Below are 25,286 nucleotides of genomic sequence, written 5' to 3'. Positions count from 1 at the left end.
CCCCCTACCCATTACCTTGTCTCAGATAGATATTCCTAGCCAATTTGATGTCTTAGTAGTCGGTGCTGGTGCCGCCGGACTCTACACAGCGCTGTGTCTACCAGAATCCCTGCGAGTCGGCTTGATTACCAAAGAAACTGTCACTTTGTCCGCCAGTGATTGGGCACAAGGTGGCATTGCCGCAGCGGTAGCTCCAGAAGATTCTCCTACCTTGCACATTGAAGATACAATCCAGGCGGGTGCAGGTTTATGCGATCGCACCGCTGTAGAATTTCTCGCCCAACATGCCCCTAGCTGTATTCAATCCCTAGTTAACTTGGGGGTAGCTTTTGACCGTCAAGGTCAAGCTTTGGCTTTAACTTTAGAAGCCGCCCATTCTCGCCGCCGTGTACTCCACGCTGCGGACACCACAGGGAGGGAAGTTACTACCACCCTCACCGCTCAAGTATTACGTCGCCAGAATATTCAAGTAATTCAGCAAGCTTTAGCTTTGAGTTTGTGGATTGAACCTGAAACTGGTCGCTGTCACGGAATTAGCCTGTTTTATCAAGGTAAAATCACATGGGTAAGAGCTGGTGCTGTGGTACTAGCAACTGGCGGCGGTGGTCAGGTATTTGCCCAAACTACTAACCCGGCTGTGAGTACAGGTGATGGAGTAGCGATCGCATATCGGGCTGGGGCCATCCTCCGTGATTTAGAATTTGTCCAATTTCACCCCACTGCCCTTACTAAACCTGGTGCTGATCGTTTTCTCATCAGCGAAGCGGTACGCGGCGAGGGGGCACATCTTATCGATAATGAAGGGCGGCGTTTTGCCTTTGACTACCACCCTGCGGGTGAACTCGCACCTAGAGATGTGGTCAGTAGAGCAATTTTCAGCCATTTACAACGTACTGCCCTTGATTTGGCTACTGCCCATGTCTGGTTGGATATGCGCCCCATCCCCGCCGACAAGATTCTTCACCGCTTTCCCAACATCATTAAAGTTTGTCAGCATTGGGGCGTTGATGTCTTCCATGAACCAATTCCAGTAGCACCAGCTGCCCATTACTGGATGGGTGGAATTGTCGCGGATCTAATGAATCGTACAAATATCCCTGGTTTGTACGCAGTGGGTGAAACCGCTAGTACGGGGGTGCATGGGGCAAATCGCCTTGCTAGTAATTCTCTGTTGGAATGTATTGTGTTTGGGGCCCAGATGGGCCAAATTGAGTTGGAAAATATTGGGTTGCCAGCAGAAACATCAGTGCTACCATTACGGAAATTTAGTCCTGATGCCAGTGAGTGGCAGATCCAGCAAGCACAGCTAGAAGTACTAAGAGAGAAGTTACCACGTCTAGTGTGGGAAAGTGCTGGTATTTGTCGGGAACAATCAAAGTTGGAAACTGCGATCGCTACTATTGAATCTTGGCAGCAAGATTTCGCTGCCTTGCCTTTAAGTCAATTCTTGCTTGCTTTACGTCCAGCAGAACCAGCTAGTTTTGACCTACCAGATGTTGAACGGCAATTGGGACTTTGGGCAGAAACCCGCAATTTATTAGATGTAGCTGATTTAATTCTCAAAAGTGCTGCTTTTAGAACCGAAAGCCGAGGCGGACACTACCGTTTAGACTATCCTCAACCAGACCCAAATTGGCAAGTTCACACACTTGTACAAACACATCATTGGTGGAAATCTCCACTATTGTCTTGATTTAAGTTTGCGGTATGTGGTTTCTAGTGAAGGCTTGTAATCTCTTCTATTGTGGTCGCTGCTGCGCGTAGACAGCTTTAAGACAAGGTGCGCTTAGACTCGCTTAAACTGTATATAACTCGCTAATTCTCCCAAAGTAAGAAGATTATATAAACACTATCAACAGAAGCCTGAGCCACTTTGATGCTAAGGGCGATGGAGTATCTCCAACTAAAGGAATGATGCTCAAGACAATAGTTACCTCATCACACTGCTTCACCAGAATCTAAAATTCAAAATTGCCATCAGCGAGTGCCGCTACCATGCTGACTGTCGGGACCACCATAATTTGGTGGAATATACGTGTCTTTTGAATTTTGAGAATTGACTTTGCGGGCGATTAAAGTTTTGTTACTAGTAGCGCCAAAAGTATTAGCACTTGCTGTACTGAATATACCTGTGCAAGTGGCAATTTTCGGTATTAGTATGTAAGCACTTATACAGAATATTATAAACTTTGTGATTCGGAAGTTAGTTTTCATAGCTGCCAGTAAATTTACTAGTTTTTCATTTCAAACGTGCTTTTCTGTCTGTCGTATATTTACTGATATTTTTGAAAAAAATATTTTAACTTTATTAAATTATTGCTGTTAGTGTACAAGTAATTATGGTATTTGCTTATAGATTAACCTTAATTAGCTGGTATTAAATAGTCTTTATACTTAAGTAGTATTCTTAATAAGCTGTTTTTACATCAGTCTAAAGTTAGATATGTTGATGAATGACTGTGAGCATTTTGCTCAATTCACTATTTATTAATAATATCTTAATCTCTTTAAGTATAAACACTATGTTTGCGAAATGAATGGTTTAGGAAAATATTAAATAATACTTATTTTATTGTATAGTTATGATTTTTCTAGAGTAAAGAACTGTAAAGATAAAATAACGTAATACTTATATTGCAAGGATTTTGCAAGCCATGAAATTATGAAATATCGCTATAAACCGAAACAGTACAAGTAGCATATTCACGTGTAAAAAATATTACAATGTGGATTTGTTTTTTTATTTAGCTCTGATGACTAACTCTTTTCTCACCGATGTTCTTGGGTTTAGTCTTCAGGCAGAAAAGCCTTGCTATATCTCTATCTTGGCTAAAAAAACACCTAGCATCAGATATCCCATACTTTTTCAAGATAGTGCTTTGGAGGTATCTCTAGTACACATTCCTAATAAGAAGGTAAAAATTGTAACTAAGTTGAAAATAAATTGGAGACTTGACTCTTGACTAATTAAGCAAACTCGTAGCGATTTTTACCCAGACGCTTGGCACGGTACATTGCTGCATCTGCCTGTTTCATCAAAGTTTCACTGTCTTGACTGTTGTACGGGTAAACACTAATGCCAATACTGGCAGAGACTCGGATTGTATAGCCGTCCAAAACAATTGGCTTGGTAATACTGCTTAAAATTTTCTCGGCGACTTTAGCAGCTATTTGAACATTAGGAATTGCCCGTAAAATCACAGTAAATTCATCGCCACCCAAACGCGAAACTGTATCACTAGAACGTAAAGAGTTGCTGAGTCTTCCAGCGATAGTCATTAGCAAGCGATCGCCCGTCTCGTGCCCCAGGGTATCATTGACTTGCTTAAAGCCATCTAGATCAATAAACAGCAGTCCCAGCAACAAGTTATTGTGTTGGGCCCAATGTAATGACTCGTAAAGTTGTTCAGCAAAGAATTTGCGATTGGATAAACCAGTGAGGGGGTCGTGATACGCTAAATAACGTAAGTGGTCTTCTTTGAGTTTTAATTCATTGTTAGAGCGAAATAGTTCAGCAGCAGTACGCTTCAGCTGATCCTCCATCAGCTTGCGCTGAGTAATATCTCGAATAACCCCAACTAAAAAGAAATTGCCAGCTGAGTCTTTGTGTAGCGATCGCTTAGTGGCAATTTGATGAGTCTGTCCATCTGCATTTGTAAATTCTTCTTCATGTTCCTGGGGCTGCTGAGTCCGAAAAACCAGATTATCCTGTTGTCGAAACACATCAGCTTCATGTTTAGAGAAAAAGTCATAGTCTGACTTTTCAATTAATAACTTTTTTGGATAACCGATAAATCGACAATATGCTTCATTTAAAACAATCCACTGGTGTTGTTCATTTTTCACAAAAATTGGATCAGGAATCGTGTTGATGACGTGATGCAAAAATTCCTTAGAACGTTTCCACTCTTCCTGCATGTGGGCAATATGACTGATCATCCAAATAGCTGAACTGCCAAAGCAAAACAGTGAGGGAATGAGTGGTATCCACCAACCATGCAAGAAAGCAACGTATGCACTTAGGGTAAATACAAAGCAAGAAACTAGGATACTAAGCAGGCTCCTAGTTGCATTTTGCATCCGCCATGTCGTCACGGCTCCTAGATAAGACCAGACAAAAATCCACAAGTATTCCACCAAGTCAGTCCAGACTTTGAGTAATGGTCTTCCATCAACAGCAGCAGAGATTAACTCACTAATAAAATAAGCTTGCAGTTGAATACCAGGTACAGGTTTTGCCGTACCCATTAGACTGCTGGAGTAAGGAATAAATACAAAATCCTGGAGACTGGGTGCGGTGGAGCCAATAAGTATAATCCGATCTTTGATTAAGTTTTCTTGGACTTTATCTGCCAGTACATCTTTCATCGATACCTGGCGAAAACTACAAAATTCTCCAGATGAACTTTGACATTTGGGTTTGGGAAAATTGGTCAAAATTTGGTAGCCTCTAGCATTAGCTCCCACATAAGCACCATCATTAGCCTCAAAACGAGTAAATGCTGCCTTACCCAATTGCAAATACTCAGGATTACTTTTTGCTTTGCTAGGAGTAATATCTTCTGACTCTAAATACAATAAAGCCAGCTTCAGGGCAAAACTTTCGTGTACTTTATTATTGATATGCCAATATAACAAGCTGCGACGTATTTTACCATCAGGGTCATACAGTACGTTATTAAAACCCACTTGGTGGCGACTCAGCCCAGGTGGAGGTAAAACTCCAATGCTTTTATTTTTATCATTTGCCAGTAATTCAATCCCAACCAAGTTAGGCATTGACTTATAAGCATTACGCAGTTCCTTATTCCCAGGCTCCACTGGCAAATTTCTGTAGATATCTAAGCCAATAGCACGGGGTTTGTGGACATTTAATTTTTGCAACAACAGGGCAATCTTCGCATCTGGAATCGGCCATGAACCTACTTCGTCTAAATAGGCTTCATCAATCACTACAATCGTAATACGTTCTTCTGGCGGTTCATTTGGACGTAAGTGAAAAAATTGATCCAAAGCTGCCAACTCCAAAGATTGCAATAATCCGATGGAGCGCAAAAGTAGGACGCAGGCTGCAACGCTGGCCGCAGTAATCAATTCTCTGTGTCCTCGACTAAGCGATTGTTTCAGTTCAAAGATTAACTTTACAAAACGCTTGCCTAGCTGTTGATTCATTCCCATTACCTAGTAGGCAGAAATATTCTCTATCTCCTATAGCTATTAACTATCGGACTAACATAGCTCAAAGAGGAGCTAAATAGAGTTTCTAAGAGTTTTTTCAACTCAGCAAGGTTATTTAAGACATCGTAGTATTTGTGATGTAACACCATACATTGAGGCCAATTATCTGACCAAACGGCAACCGGGACTTTTATAGCGATCAGCACAGATTAATAAATGCCGAAAACCTTGTCTGGTTAAGCTTACTCAATTAAAATTGCACATTTGTGATCAATTAGGTATTTTACTGAGAATTACGGTAACTCCCAACAGACACACCTTTGGGTTCGGCGCTGACATGATTACATCCCAAGGTGGCTCCCAAGTGCTGTAAAAAGAAATTAAAGTATACATTATCTTAAAGTAAATATACTTGATTAATTTCCTTTAGCGTCAGGTGTTTGCAAATAAAATCCGTAGGAAAATTGATAATTGGGTATTGGACAACACTTATTATCAGAGAAGGCAGGAGGCAGAAGGCATAGAGGAAAGAAGTATGAATGAACTATTACCAAAAACAAAAAAGCCAACTGGAAACAGACTTTGCTGTATTCATCCAGTTGACTATTAAATGTAAACTACACCGTACAGCTAGGTTTGTGTTGGCTTCCTAATGGATTGGTAACCACAGATGAAGTCTTTTCAAGTCAATTACTTGAAATACTTGAAGTTACGAGGCCCTGTGTAGGCAGAAACTTTCGCTAGTTCCTCTAAGTTTTGAACTCCGCTATAGCTTTTACCATTGATAATCCAAGTGGGAAAGCCTTCAATTTTTGCGGCTTGACAAACTTCGGGTTGAGCTTTGAGTCCATCGGCAGCGCACTCTACCTTAATATCATTGTTGACTATTTCCTCAGCTTCTTTACCAAAAAGCAGCTTTTGTTCATGACAGTGAGGACACCAGTAAGCACTGTATTGCTTCGCGCCTACTTTCGCTAGATGGCGTGCTAAAGCTATTTCTGCTTCACCAGAAGTAGTGGTAATTCCCCAACCAAATGCTGGGTTAGGTTTGACATTGGGAGTAAAGGAAATTTTTACAGGTTGTCCAGGAGTTCCAGGTGTAACCTGTGATTGATTCACACCAGCATAGACGCCTAAAGTACCAATCAGTGTCACCATGCCGACAATCAGAGCGGTAAATAAGATTTGTCCAATATCCTCCCAAGTCCGACCGATAATCGTCAGTACCAAAAGACTCACAGAGAACAAAGCTGAACCAATACAGTAAGGACAAACAGCTTTGATTTGAGATGCCAGCACGTACATTAAGTAGCCGCTAAAGACAGACATCGCGATCGCACCCACCAGCAGCAACCACCATGTCCAATTTTCCAATTGTTTGCGGCTATTGTTTTCCCCTGATTTAAATACCAAGGGAGCTAAAGCCAATACCACCATACTGATGTATGCCAAAAATCCAAACAAAGCTAACGGCTGACCAAAAACCGTTGCCCAAGGACTGGAAAGCACATCATTACAGCCCTTAGCACCAGCTTCTGCCACACAAGCGGCACTGCCTCCTGTTAACTTTTCTATGGTGAGATAACCTGTGATCAGGGCACCACATCCAGCGATCGCGGCAATCAATGGACGTGACCATTTATGAATCCAAGGAGTAGAACGACGGCGAATCATAAATATTGGGGAATGGGGAATGGGGAATGGGGAACTCGGGGCCCCCTCTGGAGATTAGGGGCAATGGGGAATGGAGAATTGCGGAATGGGGAATAATAATTGTTTGCTTGCTCTCCCTGCTCCCTACTTCCCACTCCCCACTCCCTAAGAATGTAACTTCACTTGTTCTGCTGATTTGCTTTCACCTTTGGAGTTCCAATTGCGACGGGCAGCTTCCACAAATTGACTGACGCGAATAGGGTCAATTGGTTGCTCTATACGTCCGTGACGTTTCAGGGAACTGGAAACTATTACACCATCTGCTGCCTGCATCAATGTATCAATATTTTCCCAATTGGCCCCGCTACCGATGAACACTGGTGTGCCGTTTGCTGCGCCACAAGCTAGTTCCAAATCTTCTAAGTTAGGAGGACTACCAGTAGCCCAACCAGATAAAATCACTGCGTCTGCTAAACCCCTTTCAATGGTGTCTTTCACGGCGACTGTGAGATTTGGAGAACTCAAAGGACGGGCGTGTTTCACCAACACATCGGCCAGGATTTTAACATCAGAACCTAACTCCCGTCGATAACGGAGTAGTTGATGGGCTTCTCCCTCAATTAATCCTTGGTCGGTTGCCATCACCCCTGTGAGGACATTGACGCGGATAAATTGCGCTTGCACACAGCTAGCGATCGCCATTGCACTTTTGCCATCATTTCGCAAAACATTTAAGCCTATAGGCAAAGTCACCAAATTCTGTATCCGCTCCACCACAATGGTCATGGCACTCACAACCACTGGATCGACTTGGTTTTTAGTAAACGGCGCATCGAAAAAATTCTCGACAATCAGCCCGTCAACCCCTCCACTTGCTAGGGCTGCGGCTTCTTGTTCGGCACGGTCAATCACCGCTTTTAGGCTACCTCCCCAACGGGGTGAGGTAGGCAGTGGTAGCAGGTGAACCACGCCAATAATTGGTGAGCGAGTTTTAAATATCTGATATAAGTCCACGTCTTTAATCCGCCTCGCGGAGTCCAGAGTCCAGAATTTTTTGACTATTGAACGCCAGTTCAACACCACTCCCCTGAACAGAGAAAATCTCTATAGGGAGGTGGCTCTTCAACGGGGAAAACCCCGCACGTGACTGGCTCCTCTTGACCCTTGACTCTTGACTTTTCATTAACTAGTCAAATGTGTTTTATGATAGTCGGTTTACTGCCTCCTTCCTAAGATGGAAATTGGCGTGAAACCTCCCATAAGATATGTTAAGATAAAACCTGGCTACAAGAGGAGTTTGCCACTCACTAGACGCAAGGCAGCTTTCCGTGGTTTAGGCGTCTCGTCCGCGCATTGTCGTAGGACTTGCCAATCGCCAGGGTAGCATTACTGCTTTATAGGCGTAGTCGCTTTCGTCGATTTCCCTGAGGGTAGCGACTTCTCACAACAAGCCCTTTGGGCGGCTTCCCGATGGGTAAATTAACAACGCACACGCTGTGGTAATGTAAAATACCAATAGGCGAATTGTTAAAAAAGATTACAAGTGTCAAATGTACCCAAAGACACTTCAATTTACCCTGGGGAACAGATTGATAAAAATATCATAACATGGCCTCTATTTTTATTTATTGATAGGGTCATAAGTCCACGGACAATTACTGACAGTGGAAATCTACTGCATACTGTTATCTGAAGGATAGTGATAGAAAAAAGCGAAATTAGCGCTGCAATGTTTGACTACAAGAAGAAAAAAATGAAGATACTTTCAAAATATGGGTGATAAGCCAACAATTGCCATTTCTCACCTGGGCTGCGAGAAAAATCGAATTGATACAGAACACATGCTGGGAATGCTCGTAGAAGCAGGCTACGGCGTAGATACAAATGAAGAGTTAGCAGATTACGTTATTGTTAATACTTGTAGTTTTATTGAAGCTGCGCGGCAAGAATCTGTCAGAACTTTGGTAGAACTGGCAGAGGCAAATAAAAAGATCGTAATCACTGGCTGTATGGCGCAACACTTCCAAGAACAACTTTTGGAGGAGTTACCCGAAGCAGTAGCCGTAGTGGGTACTGGCGATTATCACAAAATTGTAAATGTAATTGAGCGTGTTGAACTTGGCGAGCGGGTCAAACAGGTTAGTATCGAACCAACCTACATTGCCGACGAGACTACACCGCGCTATCGTACTACAACCGAGGGCGTAGCTTATCTACGGGTTGCAGAAGGATGTGATTATCGTTGTGCATTTTGTATAATTCCTCATCTTCGAGGGAACCAGCGATCGCGTACTATTGAATCTATCGTCGCCGAAGCGGAGCAGTTAGTTAGTCAAGGGGTGAAGGAAATTATTCTAATTTCCCAAATCACCACTAATTACGGTTTGGATATTTACGGTCAGCCAAAATTAGCAGAATTACTTCGCGCTTTGGGGAAAGTAGATATACCGTGGATCAGAATGCACTATGCTTATCCCACGGGACTAACCCCAGATGTGATTGCGGCGATCCAAGAAACACCCAACGTCTTGCCTTACCTGGATTTGCCCTTGCAGCATTCCCATCCAGATATTCTCCGCGCCATGAATCGTCCTTGGCAAGGACGCGTAAATGATGGGATTATAGATCGCATTAAAACGGCGCTACCAACAGCCGTTATGCGGACAACATTTATTGTTGGTTTCCCAGGAGAAACAAGCGAGCATTTTGAGCATCTACTAGAGTTCGTTCAGCGGCATGAATTCGATCATGTTGGTGTCTTCACCTTTTCCTCTGAGGAAGGAACCCCAGCTTACAAACTACCAAATCACTTGCCCCAAGAAGTGATGGACGATCGCCGATACCAACTGATGGAACTCCAGCAACCGATTTCTCAAAAGAAAAATCAACAGGAAGTAGGCAAAATCGTCGATGTCCTGATTGAGCAAGAAAATCCTGAAAGTGGTGAATTAATCGGTCGTTCAGGTAGATTTTCCCCAGAGGTTGATGGTCTAGTGTATGTCAAAGGCCAGGCAAAATTAGGAACCATTGTGCCAATAGCGATTCACCACGCTGATACATACGACCTCTATGGTCAAGTAGTCAATAACTAAATTGTCATTTGTCTTTTGTCCAAAGTCCATTTGTTAAATGACCCTTACAGATTCATCCTTATATTAAGGTCAATGCTGCATTAATAGCAGTTTTCATGAGGGTTTACCTGAAGTTCGGAGACTCACTCGTGAGCATAGTTTCTCCAAAAGTTGAGGCTTTGCTATCGCCCTTGGCTCACTAACTAGCCAATAACTAATGACTAATGACTAATGACTAATGACTAATGACTAAATGACTAATCCAAAAATCCTTACAAAAAATTTAGGAGAATTAATGACTCTTTCATTCCAAGAACTAGGCATTTCCCAAGAACGTGTCGCACAACTAGAAAAAATCGGTTTTACCGAACCCACCAACATTCAAGTCCAAGCAATTCCCCAATTGCTGAATGGTCGTGATGTAGTCGGTCAATCTCAAACAGGAACAGGCAAAACGGCAGCATTTTCACTGCCAATTTTAGAGCGGCTAGATATTAATCAAAGAGCCGTACAAGCCATAGTTTTAACACCAACTCGTGAATTAGCGATGCAAGTTCACGATGCGATAGCGCAATTTATCGGTAATGAAGGATTGCGAGTGTTAGCAATCTACGGTGGTCAATCAATTGACCGTCAAATGTTACAACTCAAACGTGGCGTTCACATGGTCGTGGGTACTCCCGGACGGGTGATCGATTTGCTAGATCGCGGCTGTTTAAAGCTCGATCAAGTGAAGTGGTTTGTGTTAGATGAAGCTGATGAAATGTTGAGCATGGGCTTTATCGACGATGTGATCAAAATCCTCTCACAAGCGCCCGTAGATCGCCAAACAGCTTTATTCTCCGCAACAATGCCACCATCAATTCGGATGTTGGTGAACAAGTTCTTGCGATCACCTGCAACTGTCACCGTTGAGCAGCCAAAAGCCGCTCCCAACAAGATTAATCAAGTAGCTTACTTGATCCCCCGCCACTGGACAAAAGCCAAAGCTTTACAGCCAATTCTGGAAATGGAAGATCCAGAAACAGCTTTAATATTTGTTCGCACCAGACGCACCGCCGCAGAACTCACCAGTCAGTTACAAGGCGCTGGTCATAGTGTCGATGAATACCACGGTGACTTGTCCCAACAAGCGCGGGAACGGTTATTAATCAGATTCCGTAACCGTCAAGTTCGCTGGGTGGTAGCAACTGATATTGCAGCACGAGGGTTAGATGTCGATCAACTCTCCCATGTGATCAACTTCGACTTACCCGATAGCGTAGAAACTTACGTTCACCGCATTGGTCGTACTGGTCGTGCTGGTAAAGAAGGAACAGCAATTTCTTTAGTACAACCATTTGAGCGCCGCAAACAGCAAACATTTGAACGTCATAACCGCCAAAGTTGGCAAGTACTGACGATTCCCACACGCGCCCAGATTGAAGCAAAACACATTCTGAAATTGCAAGAACTGGTGCGGGAAGCTTTGACAGGTGAGCGTTTGGCTTCATTCTTGCCCATTGTCAGCGAATTGATTGAAGAATATGATGCTCAAGCGATCGCCGCAGCTGCACTACAAATCGCTTACGATCAAACTCGCCCCGCTTGGTTAAGTTCAGACGTGGAAATTCCCCAAGAAGAATCCTCTGCTCCCAAACCCAGACTTGGCAAGCGTCGTGAATCATCTTCTAGCGATCGCCCTCGTGCTGCGTGGAAATCAGATAGCAGCAATGGAGATGAAGAAAGACATTCTTCACCCAAGCCCAAACTGCGGACAAGTGGAAGTGGTCGTGAATCTTCTGCATCCCCTAGTAAAAAGCTAGGTTAACCTACAGCTAGGGAATCAGCTTCTTAGTCAACAGTTAATCAATTTTGGATTTTAGATTTTTTCTTCAATCCAAAATCCAAAATTCAAAATCTAAAAATTAGCAGAGTTGAGAGTTAAGAGTCAAGAGTTAAGATTTTGACTTTATACTCTTGACTTTTTGGCTTTTTTAGACCAATACGCTTGGGTTAAGGGTTATTGGTGTAGGTAATTGGTCTTTGAAGACGCGATAAATCGCGTCTCTACATCAGGGTTTTGTTGCTCATTCTGAACTGTATTGTTTTTTGAGACAAATCAAAAATACTACAGCCAAGGACGACTAACTTGTTCTAACTCTCCAATTTCATCGTCGTTCAATCTCCAGCCCAAAGCACCAGCATTTTGTCGCACGTGTTCGGCTGTCTTCACCCCAGCAATGGGAATAACGTTTCCTTGAGAAATTAACCAGTTGAGAGCAACTTGGGCAGGGGTGCGATCGTATTTTTCTCCGAAATTGCGTAGCAAAGATATCACTGGGGCAATTTTTTGTAGACCTTCTTTCTTAAATCGCGCGTCTATTTTCCTCGCACCAGTGGGGGTTTCAGCATTATCAATACTGTACTTTCCAGTGAGTAATCCTTGTGCTAAAGGACTATAAGCCAAGATAGTCACACCCAACTCACGCGCAGTTGTGATAATACCTTGGCTTTCAACTTGACGACTGAGTAAAGAATAACGCACTTGGTTCACAGCTAAAGGTACTCCACGGGCCGCCAATATTTGATGCGCGTCTCGCATTTGCTCTGCTGAGTAATTACTCACACCGACTGCGGCAATTCTGCCCCGCTTCACTTCATCCGCGAGGGCATTCATCAAAGTTTCTTGGCTTAAAAAGAAGGCAAAAGGCCAATGCACTTGATACAGGGCGATTCGCTCTAATTGCAAGCGTTTGAGGCTGGCTGTTAAAGCATCAGAGACGGATTGGCCTGTAAATCGCCACGGTAGAGGGCCAAATTTTGTGGCAATTTGTACAGATTGTTGTGTCTGTTGCAGAAATTCTCCCAAAAATTTCTCTGATAGTCCCATTCCGTAGACTTCGGCAGTATCAAAGAAGGTAACACCAGCTTCTAAGGCTGCGGTAAAGGCTTCTTGTAACTGTTCTGGGCCATAGCGATCGCCATAATTCCAAAATAGTTTATCACCCCAAGCCCAAGTGCCTATGCACAAGGGTGTAACAACTGGGCCATTTTGCCCCAATGTGATGTTTTCCACGGTTGCAAAATTTAATTTATTTACATTTCTTTACTTTTATAGTGTATCGTTACAGACAAGATTGGGTGCGATCGCCACAACTTGGCTACAACTCGTGTTGTGTGTAGGCGTAGCCCGTCGTAGACATCGCGCCTTGCATAAAAATTTAAAACCTGAATCAAACTCGCATAAACAAGATCCCCGACTTCTCGAAGAAGTCGGGGATCTGCGGGTTGCAATTCTCACAAATCAAATAGGATTGCTATTTTTGAGTGTATTTACTTGTATTTATGAATTAGATGATTTATCCTGCTTGGGTTTTTTGATTAATTCCATGTAGACATTAATCTCACTAATTTCGATATCATGCTCAACTCTGGTTACTTTCCATCTTTCCTTTTTTAAGTAAACTTCCTCTCCTACTCTGGGAGTAAATTGGAGATCATAGAACTTTTTGAGAAAATCTTTTTGATTTTCTTCCCACAATATTACTTTGACTGGTTCTTTACTCATTGCTTATGCCTTTTTGATTACTAGATGAAGGTAAGTATTTTGATGACATACATACAGCAAGTTTATCTTACTAATTAAATTGAATAGCGTAGTTAAAACCACATTTTAATATTGATATTTTTATCTGGCTTGATTGCACCCAATAAAGTTACAGTGCAATACCATAGTCTCAGAACTTCATTAATTGCCAGTTGTTGAAGTCTGTCCTGTACAATAACTCTGAATAGTTGATGCAGTATTTTCGTAGCACGATCGTCATCACTCTCCAGAACTAGCTAGAAATTAAACATAAAACACATAGCACATCAGACCTGGCACAGGTGATAAATCAAGGATTTGGCTCATAATTTATAATTAAATGTTATAAAACCTCAGAAATGGGGAAAGATATGTAATAAGAGTGTTGCAGCAGTTCGTAAAACTATTCTGATATCAGGATACCCGTTTGTTAATAGCTGTTATTTTTTATGGTTGGGGAACACTTGCTTTTTTCGAGATAGGAGCTAATTTATGGATGTCTATGATGGAAAAGGTAACAGCCGTAAGTTAGGAGAAAAAGTTGGTGGAGGAGGTCAGGGAAATGTTTATTTAGTTGATTCTGAACCAAATAAAGTCGTCAAGATATTTCATCCAGACAAGTTAAAAGAAAAAGGCACAGAATTTCGAGAAAAAATAGAATTACAAAAAAGTATGACGGAATTAGCCGAACACTCCAATATTGCTTGGCCTAGAATTTTAGTTTTTGATCAAAATGCTCACTATATTGGATATGCAATGAAGAGGGTTGAAGGCATACCTTTGACAAAATTAGCACATCCAATGTTATATGAAAAATCCTTTCCGAATTTAGACCGAATCAACATAGTAAAAATGCTTTTAATATTATTAGATATTGTAGATAAATTACATAAAAATCAGGTTTATATTGGTGATATAAATTTAGGAAATATTATTTGTGATCCGCAGACATTTCAGCCTTCTTTAATCGATGCTGATAGCTATCAAGTTAAAAAAGATAATAAGGTTTATCGCTGTCCTGTTGGTAGACCTGAAATGACTCCGGTAGAACATCATGGCAAGGATTTCCAATATATAACGAGAACAATTGAAAGCGATCTTTTTTCCCTGGCAATTCTTATGTTTCAATGTTTGATGCTTGGCCGACATCCTTATGACAATATTGGTGGTGGAAATCCCGTAGAAAATTTAAAAAATGCTAGTTTTCCCTATGGTGAGGGAGGTGCAAGACCCGGATATGAAGGAGCGATTCCAAAAGGGAATTGGTACAACATTTGGAGTCATTTGACATATAACGTCAAGAGTCTATTTATTCAAACACTAAAGAATGGTGTTAATCAGCCATCGGAACGTGCATCTATTGCAGACTGGAAAGATGCCTTAGAAAAATACTTTCATGCAATGCAAAGAGGATATAATGCCAAAGAAATGAAGCCTAAAGATCCAAAGCAGAGTCAAAATTCCTAAATTTTACTATTAAAAATTGGAGATAATTCAATGCCTACTAATTATTATGACGATCTAATTGACAATCCAACTTCACGCTGCCCATGTATGTTAGTTCTAGACATTAGTGTGAGTATGCGTGGAGAACCAATCAACGAGTTAAACCAGGGAGTTAATCAGTTTATTCAAGCTGTTCTTGAAGATGATTTTGCATCTTATGCCGTTGATGTAGGTATTATTACTTTTGGCGGAACAGCACAAGAAATTGTCCCAATTCAATCTATTCAGAAAGTAGAAGTGCCTACCCTAACTCCTACTGGAAATACGCCTATGGGTGAAGCTATAAATAAAGCAATTCAGGTTCTAGAAAAACGCAAACAAGAATATAAAAAGTCTGGAGTTTCTTACTACCAGCCTTGGTTAGTACTAATGACTGATGGTGAACCAACTGATAATTATCAGGTTGCAGCAACTAAGCTGCGTAAGCTAGCTGAGATGAATAAAATGCTTGTAATTGCAGTTGGTATTGGTGAGCGTTGTAATCTTAGTAAACTTGCTGAATTTTGTTCCTCTGAAAACCCACCCAAACAACTTACAGGTCTAAAGTTTGAAGAATTTTTCAAATGGCTTTCTCAAAGTGTGGGGGAAGTAATTACTAAATCTACTCCCGGAGTGAGTTTTCAAGCAACGCAATCAACTGATGACTGGGAAAGCTTTTAAGTATGCTATTTGAATTTATCAACAGATTGTTTCAGAATCTAAAGACTTGCTTTACTAGGTTATTTTCTCAGAGTTTTCAGAATGTTGATGAGGAGAATTTAGTTAATGGAGATGAGTTAATGGCAGTAGAGCAAAAGATACTATTTAAAGAACCAGAATATAATGACTTTATAAATAGATTTCCCGGAGTTCGTCAGCACATAATAACAAATACGACAGTAGATGGTGTTACTACCTACTACTTAGAAAGTATGAAGCGTTTGAAGGAAATTCAAAAAAAAGAGGGCAAGGAGGTCATACCAGATGAGTGTATAAAATATGCTAAAGATATAAAAAATACAGGTTCTGGCACTGGTAGAAAAAAATCTCCTAAAAAAACGTCATCTCCAACTAAATCTTTATCGGCTGAAGTATCTATCTTGCCTGAGCAAGAAGATACTGAACTTATAAATTATCCTAACTTAAACATTGAACATTCAGATTCTCAAGGAGTCAGTGAGCAAACAGAGAAAACTATTACACAGGAATACGTTAAGCTTGAAAAAGCTACTTCAGAAACATCTGAACCTGCAAGCATTACGCAAGCATTAGGTGGTTCAGAAGAGTTTATAGATATTCAAGAGAATTTGACAACTTGGAAGAAATGGCGAAGGGTCTTTGATGCTGTTGTTGGAAGTTCGCATTTACGGGTCGATCCTCCTATCCCCTGCCAAGATTCAGCATTATCTGTATTGATTCCAAGACCTGTTCTTTTTGTCGCAGATGGCGCTGGAAGCGCAAGATTGTCTCATTTTGGCTCTAGTGCTGTAGTTAGATACTTAAATCGTTTTACAGCATCTATAGAAGATATTAACCAAGAAATATTAGATAAAGATCGACAAGAAGACAGAGAGATTGAAAAAAAATATGCTCATCGTTTTATAAAGTATGCCATTGAAATACTTAAGGAGTTGTCAGAGGAGAAACAGGAATCATTTGATTTGTTTAGATGTACATTGTTAATAACAATAATTGGTATAAATCAATTATTTTGGCTGAAAGTTGGTGATGGTTTTATAGTCGTTGAAAAAGGAGAAAATCTGGAATTGCTTGGGCCTTTAGGTAAAGGTGATTTTGCAAATCAAACTACTTTTTTGACTGAACATCTGACTGAGGAGGATATTCACTACGGTTTTATTGATGTTCAGAATGTTACAGGGGTAGCTGCTTTTACAGATGGTGCTGGGGAAAAGCTTGTTAGTAACGATGGGTTAAAAATATCAGGAGCTTTGAGTAAATTTTTTCAGGGTATCCGTACTAGGGAGTTTACCCAAACTGATCTCAATCAATTTTTGAGTAATAAAGAGATTTGGCAAAGAACAACTGGTGATGATAAGGGTATTGCGATTTTGTCATCTTTGCTGTAGCTCCAACTCCGATGAAGTCATGAGCATCTTAATTTGTCACATTTTGGCGCGATCGCTCTGAAAACCATAAAAAGGCAATGGAGGATTTTAATCAAGCTCTCCTCATTTTGCAAAAATATGACAACAGACGTGAAACGACCATTCTATTATGTGCTTGACTGTGCGGCAAGCTGAACATCTTCTATATCAACATTGAGGTGTTGAGCAATCTGCTCCACATTCATCCCTGTTTTTAATAACAAAGGCACGGTAAGTTTCAACATTTCAGCTTCCCGTTCTTCTCGACCTTCTTCTCGACCTTCGGCTTTCGCTTCTTGATAAACCCTTGTTTGTTCCAAAGTCAGTCCTAGCATAGCTTCAACTTCCTCTCTACTCAACGAAGAAAACTTATAAACGGCGATTGTGGTGATGATGTCTAGTATTTCGTTTTGCGGCAGTGTGTCCGTTTCTTCTAATTTTACTCGCTCAATTAATTGCTTTGCTTGCTGTGCCATCACTTCATCCGATGCTAGAGTCAACTGCATCAAGTTGATACCTATTGGCTGCTGATTAGTCGCGCCTAGCTCATCTAAATAGATTCGCTGCACTTGGTCGCTGTTAAGAAATATTCGATGAGTTTTTTGATCCCTTGGCTCCAAAGAGCGTGATGAAAAAATTACCACACAGAACCAGTCATCGTACTGAGAACGATTCCGGTTCAGGTACATCAGCGACTCAGTAAAGAACCGATGGTAGAGGGCTTCATCCTTTTGAAATTGAACTTCAGCAAAAAAGATTACCTTCGATGTTGCATCCTCTGGAGGTAAAAACACACCATCGATGCGAAAAGCGGTTTCTTTGACTTCAGGTGATTCAAATCGATAGTTTTGCCCTTGAAGAGGAGGGTGATCAACCAGTTCAAAGAGTAACCGAGGAAACCGCTTAAAAATTTGATAGTAAATGGAGTCTCGTTTCACTACTTCATCCTAAAAACCTGATTTCTCACAAGCCATCAAAATTAATCATAACTTGGCTGAAGCATACGCTAATCAAGGTGTTGGTATAACTGGCTGCTAAATAATTGCGATCGCCTCTGGCGGGGCAAAACGCCATCGCAACTTCAACTTTTCGTTCGCTGATTTCGAGCGGGTAGGGTTTATCTTTATTAAAAGAGAGAAATTAAATCCTATAAACTATACGAAAAAGTAGCTATGGCAAGCGGTGAAGTATTTGATACCAAAACAAAATCCCTATCTGTGCCAAGAGTAAACCTGCTGACCATGTTCCGGCTGGGTTTATTTCAGATGGGATTGAGCATGATGTCTATCTTGACTCTGGGGGTACTCAACAGAGTCATGATTCAAGAAATAGCAATTCCGGCGACGCTGGTATCAGTAGTTTTAGCACTGCCTTTATTTGTTGCTCCTTCACGGATCTGGTTTGGCCAGATTTCCGATGCTAAACCTTTATGGGGATACCACCGCACAGCTTATGTTTGGGTGGGTGCGGCAATATTTGCGATCGCAGCATTTTTAGCTGTACAAGTAATGTGGCAGATGAATCTTGCTGGAAATAGTGCAGGTAGTTGGGTATGGACAACCCAAACAATCGGCTGGACAGGACTTTTGGCTTTAGTATTTGCTGTCTACGGTCTAGGAATTTGTGCTAGCGGTACTGCCTTTGCTGCTTTATTGGTGGATATATCTGAAGAAGATAACCGTTCTAAAGTAGTTGGTGTGGTTTGGTCGATGCTAATGGTGGGGATTATTGTTGGGGCGATTATTAGTGCCAGCTTGCTGAAACAGTTAACGCCAGAAGCAACTGTAGAAACCTTGCAGCCAGCAATCAACAGATTGTTTACTATCGTCCCAGCAATTGTATTTGGTTTAGCGATCGCAGCAACATTCGGCGTAGAAAAAAAGTACTCCCAATACTCAACCCGTTCCACACTGGTGAATCGGGAAGATAGCATCACTCTAGGCAATGCTTGGAAAATCTTGACAGCTAGCCCACAAACAGGTATATTCTTCACCTTTTTACTGGTGATGACTATCAGTTTGTTTATGCAAGACCCGATTTTGGAACCCTATGCGGGTCAAGTGTTTAAAATGCCCCTAGCGGAAAGTACCAAATTAAACATTTTTTATGGAACGGGTCTACTGATTGCCTACGGCGTTACGGGCTTTTTTATAGTCCCGCGTTTGGGTAAGCGCAGAACTGCACGTCTAGGCTGTATGTTGGTAGCATTCTGTGCAATATTGCTCGGTATATCAGGATTCACAGCTAACGCAGCAGTTCTCAAACTAGGTTTGGTTTTATTCGGTTTAGCCACAGGTTTCTTAACAACGGCTGCAATTAGCTTGATGTTGGATCTTACCGCAGCGGAAGCCGCAGGTACATTCATTGGGGCATGGGGATTAGCGCAGTCTCTTTCTAGAGGTGTGGCGGTAGTAATCGGAGGTACAGTTTTGGATATTGGACGCCAGCTGTTACCTAGCCCAGAGTTAGCTTATGGACTGGTATTTGCTCTAGAAGCCTTGGGAATGGTGGCATCGATTTGGTTTCTGAATCGGGTGAACGTCACAGAATTTCAAACAAGTGCCAAACAAGCGATCGCATCTGTTTTAGAAAGCGATTTAGACTAAACTGTATAGGGTATAGGGCATGGGGCATTGGGCATGGGAAAAATGACAAATGACAAATGACAAATGACAAATAACCAATGAATGATTTTTGGACAACAATTCTGGATTTTGCCCAAACTACCACTACCAGAGTAGGCAAGCAACTAATGCAAGATTTTGGGCAAGTACAAGCTTCCCAAAAAGCTGATGGTAGTTTGGTGACGCAAGCAGATAAATGGGCAGATCAGGAAATTCGAGATGCGATCGCTTCTAATTTCTCTGGTTACGGTATTTTGAGCGAAGAGAGTGATCAGTCATTTCCCGGTACTGAGTGGTGCTGGGTAATTGATCCTCTCGACGGTACAACCAACTTCACACGCGGCATTCCTCTCTGGACAATATCTCTGGGTTTACTGTATCGAGGCACGCCCATTTTTGGGTATGTTTACGCACCAACCTTGAATCAAGCTTTTCATGGTTTCTGGGCAGGTTCATCTGGTTTGGCAACACCAACAGGAGCATTTCTCAACCACCACCCCATCCACACTAGTATTGATAGTCCCAGCAATAATCACTTTTTTAACCTTTGTTCTCGTAGCACCGCAGTTATCAAAAACGGCTTTCCCTGCAAAATTAGGATGTTGGGTGTAGCCAGCTATAACTTTTTGACAGTTGCCACTGGGGCTACTCTAGGTGGTATTGAGGCGACACCAAAAGTTTGGGATATAGCGGGGGCTTGGGTAATTGTCCAGGCGGCTGGTGGTGTGTGGTCATCACTTAAGTCAGAACCGTTTCCGTTGTCAGCAGGAGAAGATTATAGCGATCGCTCTTTTCCCACCCTTGTTGTCAGTCGTCCCGAATTAGTTCCGGTATTTCAACCTTTTCTCGAAGGTGTAAAAATTTAATTTGCAGATCGTCGACCTGGAAACAGTGATTTTGTCAACTAGCCTAGTGGACAATAGCATAACCGATATTAAACTTAACAAAACCCTAGTTCAACAAAGAATTGAGTATAAATAAAGCTGGTAATAATCCTGATTTAAGTGCAAAACCAGTGTAGTTATTAATTTAAGTAGTGTTGTGACTTTCATTACACTGGTTAATTTAGTATAAAAAATTTTATGTTGTCTAATCTAGATTTAATTCGAGAGTTTGTGCAAAACTCTATTCAAAAAAAAGATATTTTGTTGTCAAATCCTGTTTTGACAGCGCAAACAGTGTATAAAATCAACCAACTGACAGCAAAATCTGAAGGCGTAATTGCCACTGTTCAATTATCTAACACTTTATCTGAATTCTCGATTTCTCCAAAATCAACCCAGTGGGAATTGATCAATCAGGCATTAGCAGAATATAGTTATATCCTCAAAGGAGAAGTAGATAGTCGGGGTTTCTATCAGTATCAATACTGCGAAGTTCCCAAAGGCTATCAGATGAACTGTACTAAATGTGTCATTCTATGGCGAGCCTGGTGGAAATATTGCAAACATAGTTCAAGATCAGGGATTCCGTTAGAACTTCTGATTAGAACACGAGATTCATGGTATCCAATTAGAGATTTAATTATCAGTGATGGACTTCTCTATATCAAAACCTTGGGAAGTGAGATTGCACTTGGCTCAGAAGACTTAGTTACTTGGTTAAGCAAAGTTGATGTAACCAAAATTAAAGAAATACCTTCTACAGAGACATAGGTATGGGTATATCAGTACAAATGTTTGCCCTTATATTTGTAAACATTTTTCAAAGTGATTATGACAACATAATTAGGCAAAGGATTTGACATACTCACCGACCTAAAGGCGCTCTTAAGAAGGAGTAATGAGTAATAAGTAATAAGTAATGAGTAAATACCCATTTTTCATCCACTATGAAACTCATTACTTTAAAGCATTGCGTGAAGCTTTAGGATTCAGACCCAAATATGTGGTGAAAAAGAATGAAAGGACTTTGGCTCGAAAATAACCAGTTGCAATTACGTACAGATATTCCCGTTCCTGAACCGCCACCAGGAGAAGCTTTAGTACGCGTCTTGCGTGCCGGTATCTGTAACACTGACCTGGAATTACTCAGAGGCTACTATCCCTACACTGGTATTTTGGGGCATGAATTTGTCGGCGTCGTTGAACAAGGGCCAGAACACTTAGTTAATAAACGCGTAGTTGGAGAAATCAACGCTGTGTGTGGGCATTGTCGCTTTTGTTGCAGCGGACAATCAACTCACTGCGAAAATCGTACAGTTTTGGGTATTGTCAACCGGAATGGAGCCTTTGGTGAATATCTCTGTTTGCCGATAGAGAATCTGCATCCCGTACCTGAGAATGTGCCAACAGAAGTAGCAACATTTACTGAACCTGTAGCAGCAGCTTTAGAAATTCAGCAGCAAGTGCCATTACATCCAAATAATCGGGTGCTAGTGGTTGGAGATGGCAAACTAGGGCAGTTGGTAGCCCAGACATTAGCCTTAACCGGCTGTGAACTCTTAGCTGTGGGACGTCATCAAGACAAACTGGCTAACTTAGAGGCACGGGGGATTAAAACTGGTTTAGCTAATGCTGTGAAAGATGGATATTTCGATATCTCAGTAGAATGTACTGGCAACCCAGAAGGATTTGCGATCGCCCGACGCGCCCTACGTCCCCGTGGTACGCTTGTACTGAAAAGTACTTATTCTGGCAAACTCAGTCTAGATGCTTCTTCTTTAGTAGTAGATGAAATCACCCTCATCGGTTCTCGTTGTGGCCCCTTTGCCCCAGCCCTTCAGCTACTAGCTACAGGAAAAGTTGACGTGCAACCCCTGATTCATGCCACCTACCCTCTTATTGAAGGGCTTGCAGCTTTTGAACACGCTCAGAGTCGGGGTGTTTTGAAAATATTGTTAGATATTAGTCATTAGTCATTTGTCATTTGTCATTTGTCATTCTCCTTGTGCCCCCAGTCCCCAGTCCCCACTCCCCACTCCCTAATAGAGATAAGGATTGGTCTTCGGTTGATAGTCAGAACAATCGATCGCTTCTTCTGTATTGGCAATATATGGGCGTACAGTACATTTAAGACGATAATTGTCGGTAAAAAATTGGCAACCAGTACAAGGAATTTGATGCATTTGCTTGGCTGTTGTCAAACTATCTCGCGCCGCCGCACAGAGACTCCAAACAACGAGAATAATTACAGTCCAAGCTACAACAAAGCAAATCGGGACTAATAAAGGCTCAATCCCATGAATGAGGAAAGATATCAGTTTAAACACGGTATGTCCTGATACAAATTAGGAGTTAGAAGTATATTACCTCCTAACTCCTAATTTCTAACTTCTCACTATAGAAGTAGAAGTTAAACGCCAGCATGACCCAGCGCTAAACCAGTGACGAGCATTCCTAGAACAAGGAAAGGTTGGGCGCTAGCTTGGTACTTAACATCATTCTTCACGGGGTCGCGCAAGAAATACATATCTTGCAAGGTGATTTGCGGGATGATTAACAGTACTAGTATTGCTGCATACAAATTCTCATGGATGCTGACGAGATAAGCTGCAATCAATCCTTGAAATACATCAATTGTCACCACACAAATCCATGCTGCGGTGGTGATGCCAAACATTACGGGTAGTGAATTTAATCCTAGTTGGCGATCGCCTTCTACACTCTTGAAGTCATTGACAATGGCAATACCCAATCCAGCCAAGCTGTAGAACATTGTCAAAATCACAATTGTGGAATTTAGTTCGCCAAACAAAGCGTGTCCTGTAGACCAAGGTAGGGTGATATAGCTTGCACCCAAGGCATAGCTACCTAGCCAGCCGTTTTGTTTGAGTTTCAGGGGAGGTGCAGAATAAATGTAGGCGATGAAAGAACCGATAATTGCGATCGCTGTAATTGTCGGGAATTCATGACCAGACCACACATCCAGCGCAAATGCCAAACCATAGCCAGCAATCAGTAATACCCAAATCTGAATAATTACCTGGGGTAGGGGAATTGCACCAGAGGGAATCGGGCGATAAGGTTCATTGATGGCATCGATTTCGCGATCGTAGTAATCATTGAGAATTTGGGTGTAACCTGTCATCAATGGCCCAGCCAGTAACATACAGGCTGCTACCTTCAACACATTTTCCAGTGTCCAAGTATAGTTACCAGAAGAAGCCGCACCACAGACTACGCCCCAAATTAGGGGAATCCAGGTGATGGGCTTCATGAGCTGCAAACGGATTTTCCAAATTGAGGTTTCCCCAGCAGATGCACCTTTCATCCCCAGCAGTTGCCTAGTTTTCGCACTGCGATCGCTCGTTGCTATTGCTTGCTCACCGGGATTATTTGCTAATGCCTCAGTTGGGTTGGGGTCTGGGGTAATGGGAGTTGATTCTGACATAATTTTTACTAATTAATTGGGCATTGGGAATTGGGCATTTTGGGCATTGGGAATTGGGCATTTTGGGCATTGGGCATTGGTGATTAAGTTTCTTCCCTATTCCCCAGTCCCTATTCCCCAGTTCCCAGTCCCCAGTCCCCAGTCCCCATTCCCATAACTTAAAACGAAATTATCAAATAATTATTCTGAAACTTTGCTCCAGCAACGGGTCTACCACTCAGAGCCGGGGGTAAGGGGATATTGCGCCGCTGATCTCCTGCTTCCACAGTGACTTCTGGCCCATATTGAGTAAGCTTGACTTGCTTTTTGTCAAATCCTGGCAAGAATAAGCGTACCTGACGATTGTGGATGTCTATTTCAATTGGTTTAGGAGCCTGTAGCGCTTGTGCTTCAAAGTTGGGTAGGGCGTCTATCAATGGTTGCCAGTCACCTGTTGGCGAGTCGGGAACGACGCTCACAGGTAGAGGTATAAATTCCTCTGACAAGTTGACATTCGTTTCAGTAGAAACAAGCAGAACACCACCGACAGTTAAGCCGATTTGTTGAGCGCTACCCCACAAATAACGAGCATTTGCTACCTCAAGAGGATCTCCTGTGGTCACTAAGAAAGCAGCGAGACGCTTAGGATCGGCAAGAGCGGCTCTCCCTTTTTCTAAGAAATTATTGACTTGGTTAGTAGGCCCTGCAAAGTTATCTGCTGTCCAGTTGATATTGAAAAAACTGCTAATCAGCGGTTGAATCAAGGGCGATTCAGTAATCGTCTTCCCCAAATCGGAGTTGACAAACAATTGCCGAAATCGCCGGACATACCAACTCAGAGATTCTGGCAAGCCCAACATTCGCAAGGTTAAAGAGTCACCCGTGCCATCGTAGACGATCGCATCATATTTGCCACTGGCATCATATTCGCGGATAGCATTCAGTGCCAGGGCGTTGTCCATCCCTGGTAATACCACCAGTTCTTGACCAAAAACCTCTTTGAAGATGGGGGTGCGGAGATATTGCGCCTCAAGTTTCTTTACTTCGTCCCAGTTGCGCTCAAGCAGTACAGATGCTTGAAACTGTACCGCGTGTAACTTGGGAGCGATTTCTTGAGGATCGGCAGCAATGGGAGTACCCAGCAAGATTTGCAATGTTGGTTCTGCTTGTCCTGCTAGGAGTACACGCTTGCCTTGACTTGCCAATAATTTGGCTGCGGCGATCGCAATTTTGGTACGAGCGATGCCGCCTTTGCCCAAAAATGTCAATATTAGAGCCATTACTTGATTCC

At 42.1% G+C, this 25,286-nt stretch carries 20 protein-coding genes; 10 read left to right on the top strand and 10 right to left on the bottom strand.

Annotated features, from left to right (window positions below):
• Positions 1 to 16: 16 nt before the first annotated feature.
• Entirely contained in the window at positions 17 to 1,693 is a 1,677-nt protein-coding gene (gene nadB / locus ACWATR_RS20480) for an L-aspartate oxidase (RefSeq protein WP_460336325.1), read from the top strand.
• A 1,274-nt stretch (positions 1,694 to 2,967) separates the two neighbouring features.
• On the opposite strand, the gene ACWATR_RS20475 is transcribed toward nadB, so the two are convergent.
• The 3 genes from ACWATR_RS20475 to btpA all read right to left on the bottom strand — a co-directional run bounded on the left by ACWATR_RS20475 (position 2,968) and on the right by btpA (position 7,845).
• On the bottom strand, positions 2,968 to 5,172 hold the full coding sequence (locus ACWATR_RS20475) for a CHASE2 domain-containing protein (protein ID WP_460336323.1): 2,205 nt from the start codon (positions 5,170 to 5,172) through the stop codon (positions 2,968 to 2,970).
• Between the two features lie 696 nt (positions 5,173 to 5,868).
• Positions 5,869 to 6,852, bottom strand: coding sequence for a vitamin K epoxide reductase family protein (locus tag ACWATR_RS20470; RefSeq protein WP_460336320.1), 984 nt, complete (start codon positions 6,850 to 6,852; stop codon positions 5,869 to 5,871).
• A 144-nt stretch (positions 6,853 to 6,996) separates the two neighbouring features.
• On the bottom strand, positions 6,997 to 7,845 hold the full coding sequence (gene btpA, locus ACWATR_RS20465) for a photosystem I biogenesis protein BtpA (RefSeq protein WP_460336317.1): 849 nt from the start codon (positions 7,843 to 7,845) through the stop codon (positions 6,997 to 6,999).
• Positions 7,846 to 8,603: 758 nt separating this feature from the next.
• Between btpA and rimO the strand changes: the two genes are divergently transcribed.
• Both rimO and ACWATR_RS20455 read left to right on the top strand, forming a co-directional pair.
• Positions 8,604 to 9,923 (top strand): 30S ribosomal protein S12 methylthiotransferase RimO, encoded by a 1,320-nt coding sequence (gene rimO / locus ACWATR_RS20460; RefSeq protein ID WP_460336314.1) that lies wholly within the window; start codon positions 8,604 to 8,606, stop codon positions 9,921 to 9,923.
• A 274-nt stretch (positions 9,924 to 10,197) separates the two neighbouring features.
• Positions 10,198 to 11,712 carry a DEAD/DEAH box helicase gene (locus ACWATR_RS20455; RefSeq protein ID WP_460340561.1) on the top strand — a complete coding sequence of 505 codons (1,515 nt, stop codon included), beginning with the start codon at positions 10,198 to 10,200 and terminating at the stop codon, positions 11,710 to 11,712.
• A 300-nt stretch (positions 11,713 to 12,012) separates the two neighbouring features.
• Here the strand turns inward: ACWATR_RS20455 and ACWATR_RS20450 are convergent, their stop codons facing one another.
• Genes ACWATR_RS20450 through ACWATR_RS20440 form a run of 3 tightly spaced genes read right to left on the bottom strand, consistent with a single transcriptional unit; the run spans position 12,013 to position 13,452 of the window.
• A complete protein-coding gene (locus ACWATR_RS20450; protein WP_460336311.1) occupies positions 12,013 to 12,960 on the bottom strand; it encodes an aldo/keto reductase in 948 nt (315 codons plus the stop codon).
• Positions 12,961 to 12,980: 20 nt separating this feature from the next.
• The gene (locus tag ACWATR_RS20445; protein WP_460336308.1) at positions 12,981 to 13,178 is read right to left on the bottom strand and encodes a hypothetical protein; all 198 of its coding nucleotides are present in this window, start codon (positions 13,176 to 13,178) and stop codon (positions 12,981 to 12,983) included.
• Between the two features lie 49 nt (positions 13,179 to 13,227).
• Positions 13,228 to 13,452, bottom strand: a complete 225-nt coding sequence (locus tag ACWATR_RS20440; RefSeq protein ID WP_334769345.1) for a hypothetical protein — start codon at positions 13,450 to 13,452, stop codon at positions 13,228 to 13,230.
• 510 nt (positions 13,453 to 13,962) lie between these two features.
• Here ACWATR_RS20440 and ACWATR_RS20435 point away from each other — a divergent pair.
• The 3 genes from ACWATR_RS20435 (at position 13,963) to ACWATR_RS20425 (ending at position 17,042) form a co-directional block, all read left to right on the top strand.
• A complete protein-coding gene (locus ACWATR_RS20435) occupies positions 13,963 to 14,937 on the top strand; it encodes a protein kinase domain-containing protein (protein ID WP_460336305.1) in 975 nt (324 codons plus the stop codon).
• Between the two features lie 30 nt (positions 14,938 to 14,967).
• Entirely contained in the window at positions 14,968 to 15,636 is a 669-nt protein-coding gene (locus ACWATR_RS20430; RefSeq protein WP_460336302.1) for a vWA domain-containing protein, read from the top strand.
• A 119-nt stretch (positions 15,637 to 15,755) separates the two neighbouring features.
• Positions 15,756 to 17,042, top strand: a complete 1,287-nt coding sequence (locus ACWATR_RS20425) for a PP2C family serine/threonine-protein phosphatase (protein WP_460336299.1) — start codon at positions 15,756 to 15,758, stop codon at positions 17,040 to 17,042.
• Between the two features lie 146 nt (positions 17,043 to 17,188).
• Here the strand turns inward: ACWATR_RS20425 and ACWATR_RS20420 are convergent, their stop codons facing one another.
• On the bottom strand, positions 17,189 to 17,998 hold the full coding sequence (locus ACWATR_RS20420) for an Rpn family recombination-promoting nuclease/putative transposase (protein WP_460336296.1): 810 nt from the start codon (positions 17,996 to 17,998) through the stop codon (positions 17,189 to 17,191).
• 234 nt (positions 17,999 to 18,232) lie between these two features.
• Here ACWATR_RS20420 and ACWATR_RS20415 point away from each other — a divergent pair, with 234 nt between their 5' ends.
• The 4 genes from ACWATR_RS20415 to ACWATR_RS20400 all read left to right on the top strand — a co-directional run bounded on the left by ACWATR_RS20415 (position 18,233) and on the right by ACWATR_RS20400 (position 22,541).
• Positions 18,233 to 19,666 carry a BCD family MFS transporter gene (locus tag ACWATR_RS20415; protein ID WP_289798714.1) on the top strand — a complete coding sequence of 478 codons (1,434 nt, stop codon included), beginning with the start codon at positions 18,233 to 18,235 and terminating at the stop codon, positions 19,664 to 19,666.
• A gap of 77 nt (positions 19,667 to 19,743) precedes the next feature.
• The gene (locus tag ACWATR_RS20410; RefSeq protein WP_460336292.1) at positions 19,744 to 20,550 is read left to right on the top strand and encodes an inositol monophosphatase family protein; all 807 of its coding nucleotides are present in this window, start codon (positions 19,744 to 19,746) and stop codon (positions 20,548 to 20,550) included.
• Between the two features lie 216 nt (positions 20,551 to 20,766).
• Positions 20,767 to 21,339, top strand: coding sequence for a hypothetical protein (locus ACWATR_RS20405; RefSeq protein WP_322638754.1), 573 nt, complete (start codon positions 20,767 to 20,769; stop codon positions 21,337 to 21,339).
• A 245-nt stretch (positions 21,340 to 21,584) separates the two neighbouring features.
• Positions 21,585 to 22,541, top strand: coding sequence for an MDR/zinc-dependent alcohol dehydrogenase-like family protein (locus ACWATR_RS20400; protein ID WP_460336288.1), 957 nt, complete (start codon positions 21,585 to 21,587; stop codon positions 22,539 to 22,541).
• Positions 22,542 to 22,607: 66 nt separating this feature from the next.
• Here the strand turns inward: ACWATR_RS20400 and ACWATR_RS20395 are convergent, their stop codons facing one another.
• The 3 genes from ACWATR_RS20395 to ACWATR_RS20385 form a co-directional block, all read right to left on the bottom strand.
• A complete protein-coding gene (locus ACWATR_RS20395; protein ID WP_069069020.1) occupies positions 22,608 to 22,895 on the bottom strand; it encodes a hypothetical protein in 288 nt (95 codons plus the stop codon).
• Between the two features lie 83 nt (positions 22,896 to 22,978).
• Positions 22,979 to 24,016, bottom strand: a complete 1,038-nt coding sequence (gene chlG, locus ACWATR_RS20390) for a chlorophyll synthase ChlG (protein WP_460336285.1) — start codon at positions 24,014 to 24,016, stop codon at positions 22,979 to 22,981.
• A gap of 158 nt (positions 24,017 to 24,174) precedes the next feature.
• Positions 24,175 to 25,275 (bottom strand): Get3/ArsA fold putative tail anchor-mediating ATPase NosAFP, encoded by a 1,101-nt coding sequence (locus ACWATR_RS20385; protein WP_460336282.1) that lies wholly within the window; start codon positions 25,273 to 25,275, stop codon positions 24,175 to 24,177.
• Positions 25,276 to 25,286: the final 11 nt, after the last annotated feature.

This window comes from Nostoc sp. UIC 10890, assembly GCF_054786515.1.
The sequence above is the reverse complement of the archived record's forward strand: the minus strand, read 5'-3'. Positions and strand labels throughout refer to the sequence as shown.

Coding starts and splice junctions, on each gene's coding strand:
- ACWATR_RS20475 (WP_460336323.1), bottom strand. CDS start 5,172: ATGAATCAACAGCTAGGCAAGCGTTTTGTAAAGTTAATCTTTGAACTG.
- ACWATR_RS20400 (WP_460336288.1), top strand. CDS start 21,585: ATGAAAGGACTTTGGCTCGAAAATAACCAGTTGCAATTACGTACAGAT.
- ACWATR_RS20415 (WP_289798714.1), top strand. CDS start 18,233: ATGGCAAGCGGTGAAGTATTTGATACCAAAACAAAATCCCTATCTGTG.
- ACWATR_RS20430 (WP_460336302.1), top strand. CDS start 14,968: ATGCCTACTAATTATTATGACGATCTAATTGACAATCCAACTTCACGC.
- ACWATR_RS20410 (WP_460336292.1), top strand. CDS start 19,744: ATGAATGATTTTTGGACAACAATTCTGGATTTTGCCCAAACTACCACT.
- ACWATR_RS20440 (WP_334769345.1), bottom strand. CDS start 13,452: ATGAGTAAAGAACCAGTCAAAGTAATATTGTGGGAAGAAAATCAAAAA.
- ACWATR_RS20435 (WP_460336305.1), top strand. CDS start 13,963: ATGGATGTCTATGATGGAAAAGGTAACAGCCGTAAGTTAGGAGAAAAA.
- ACWATR_RS20455 (WP_460340561.1), top strand. CDS start 10,198: ATGACTCTTTCATTCCAAGAACTAGGCATTTCCCAAGAACGTGTCGCA.
- ACWATR_RS20470 (WP_460336320.1), bottom strand. CDS start 6,852: ATGATTCGCCGTCGTTCTACTCCTTGGATTCATAAATGGTCACGTCCA.
- ACWATR_RS20385 (WP_460336282.1), bottom strand. CDS start 25,275: ATGGCTCTAATATTGACATTTTTGGGCAAAGGCGGCATCGCTCGTACC.
- ACWATR_RS20405 (WP_322638754.1), top strand. CDS start 20,767: ATGTTGTCTAATCTAGATTTAATTCGAGAGTTTGTGCAAAACTCTATT.
- chlG (WP_460336285.1), bottom strand. CDS start 24,016: ATGTCAGAATCAACTCCCATTACCCCAGACCCCAACCCAACTGAGGCA.
- ACWATR_RS20425 (WP_460336299.1), top strand. CDS start 15,756: ATGGCAGTAGAGCAAAAGATACTATTTAAAGAACCAGAATATAATGAC.
- rimO (WP_460336314.1), top strand. CDS start 8,604: ATGGGTGATAAGCCAACAATTGCCATTTCTCACCTGGGCTGCGAGAAA.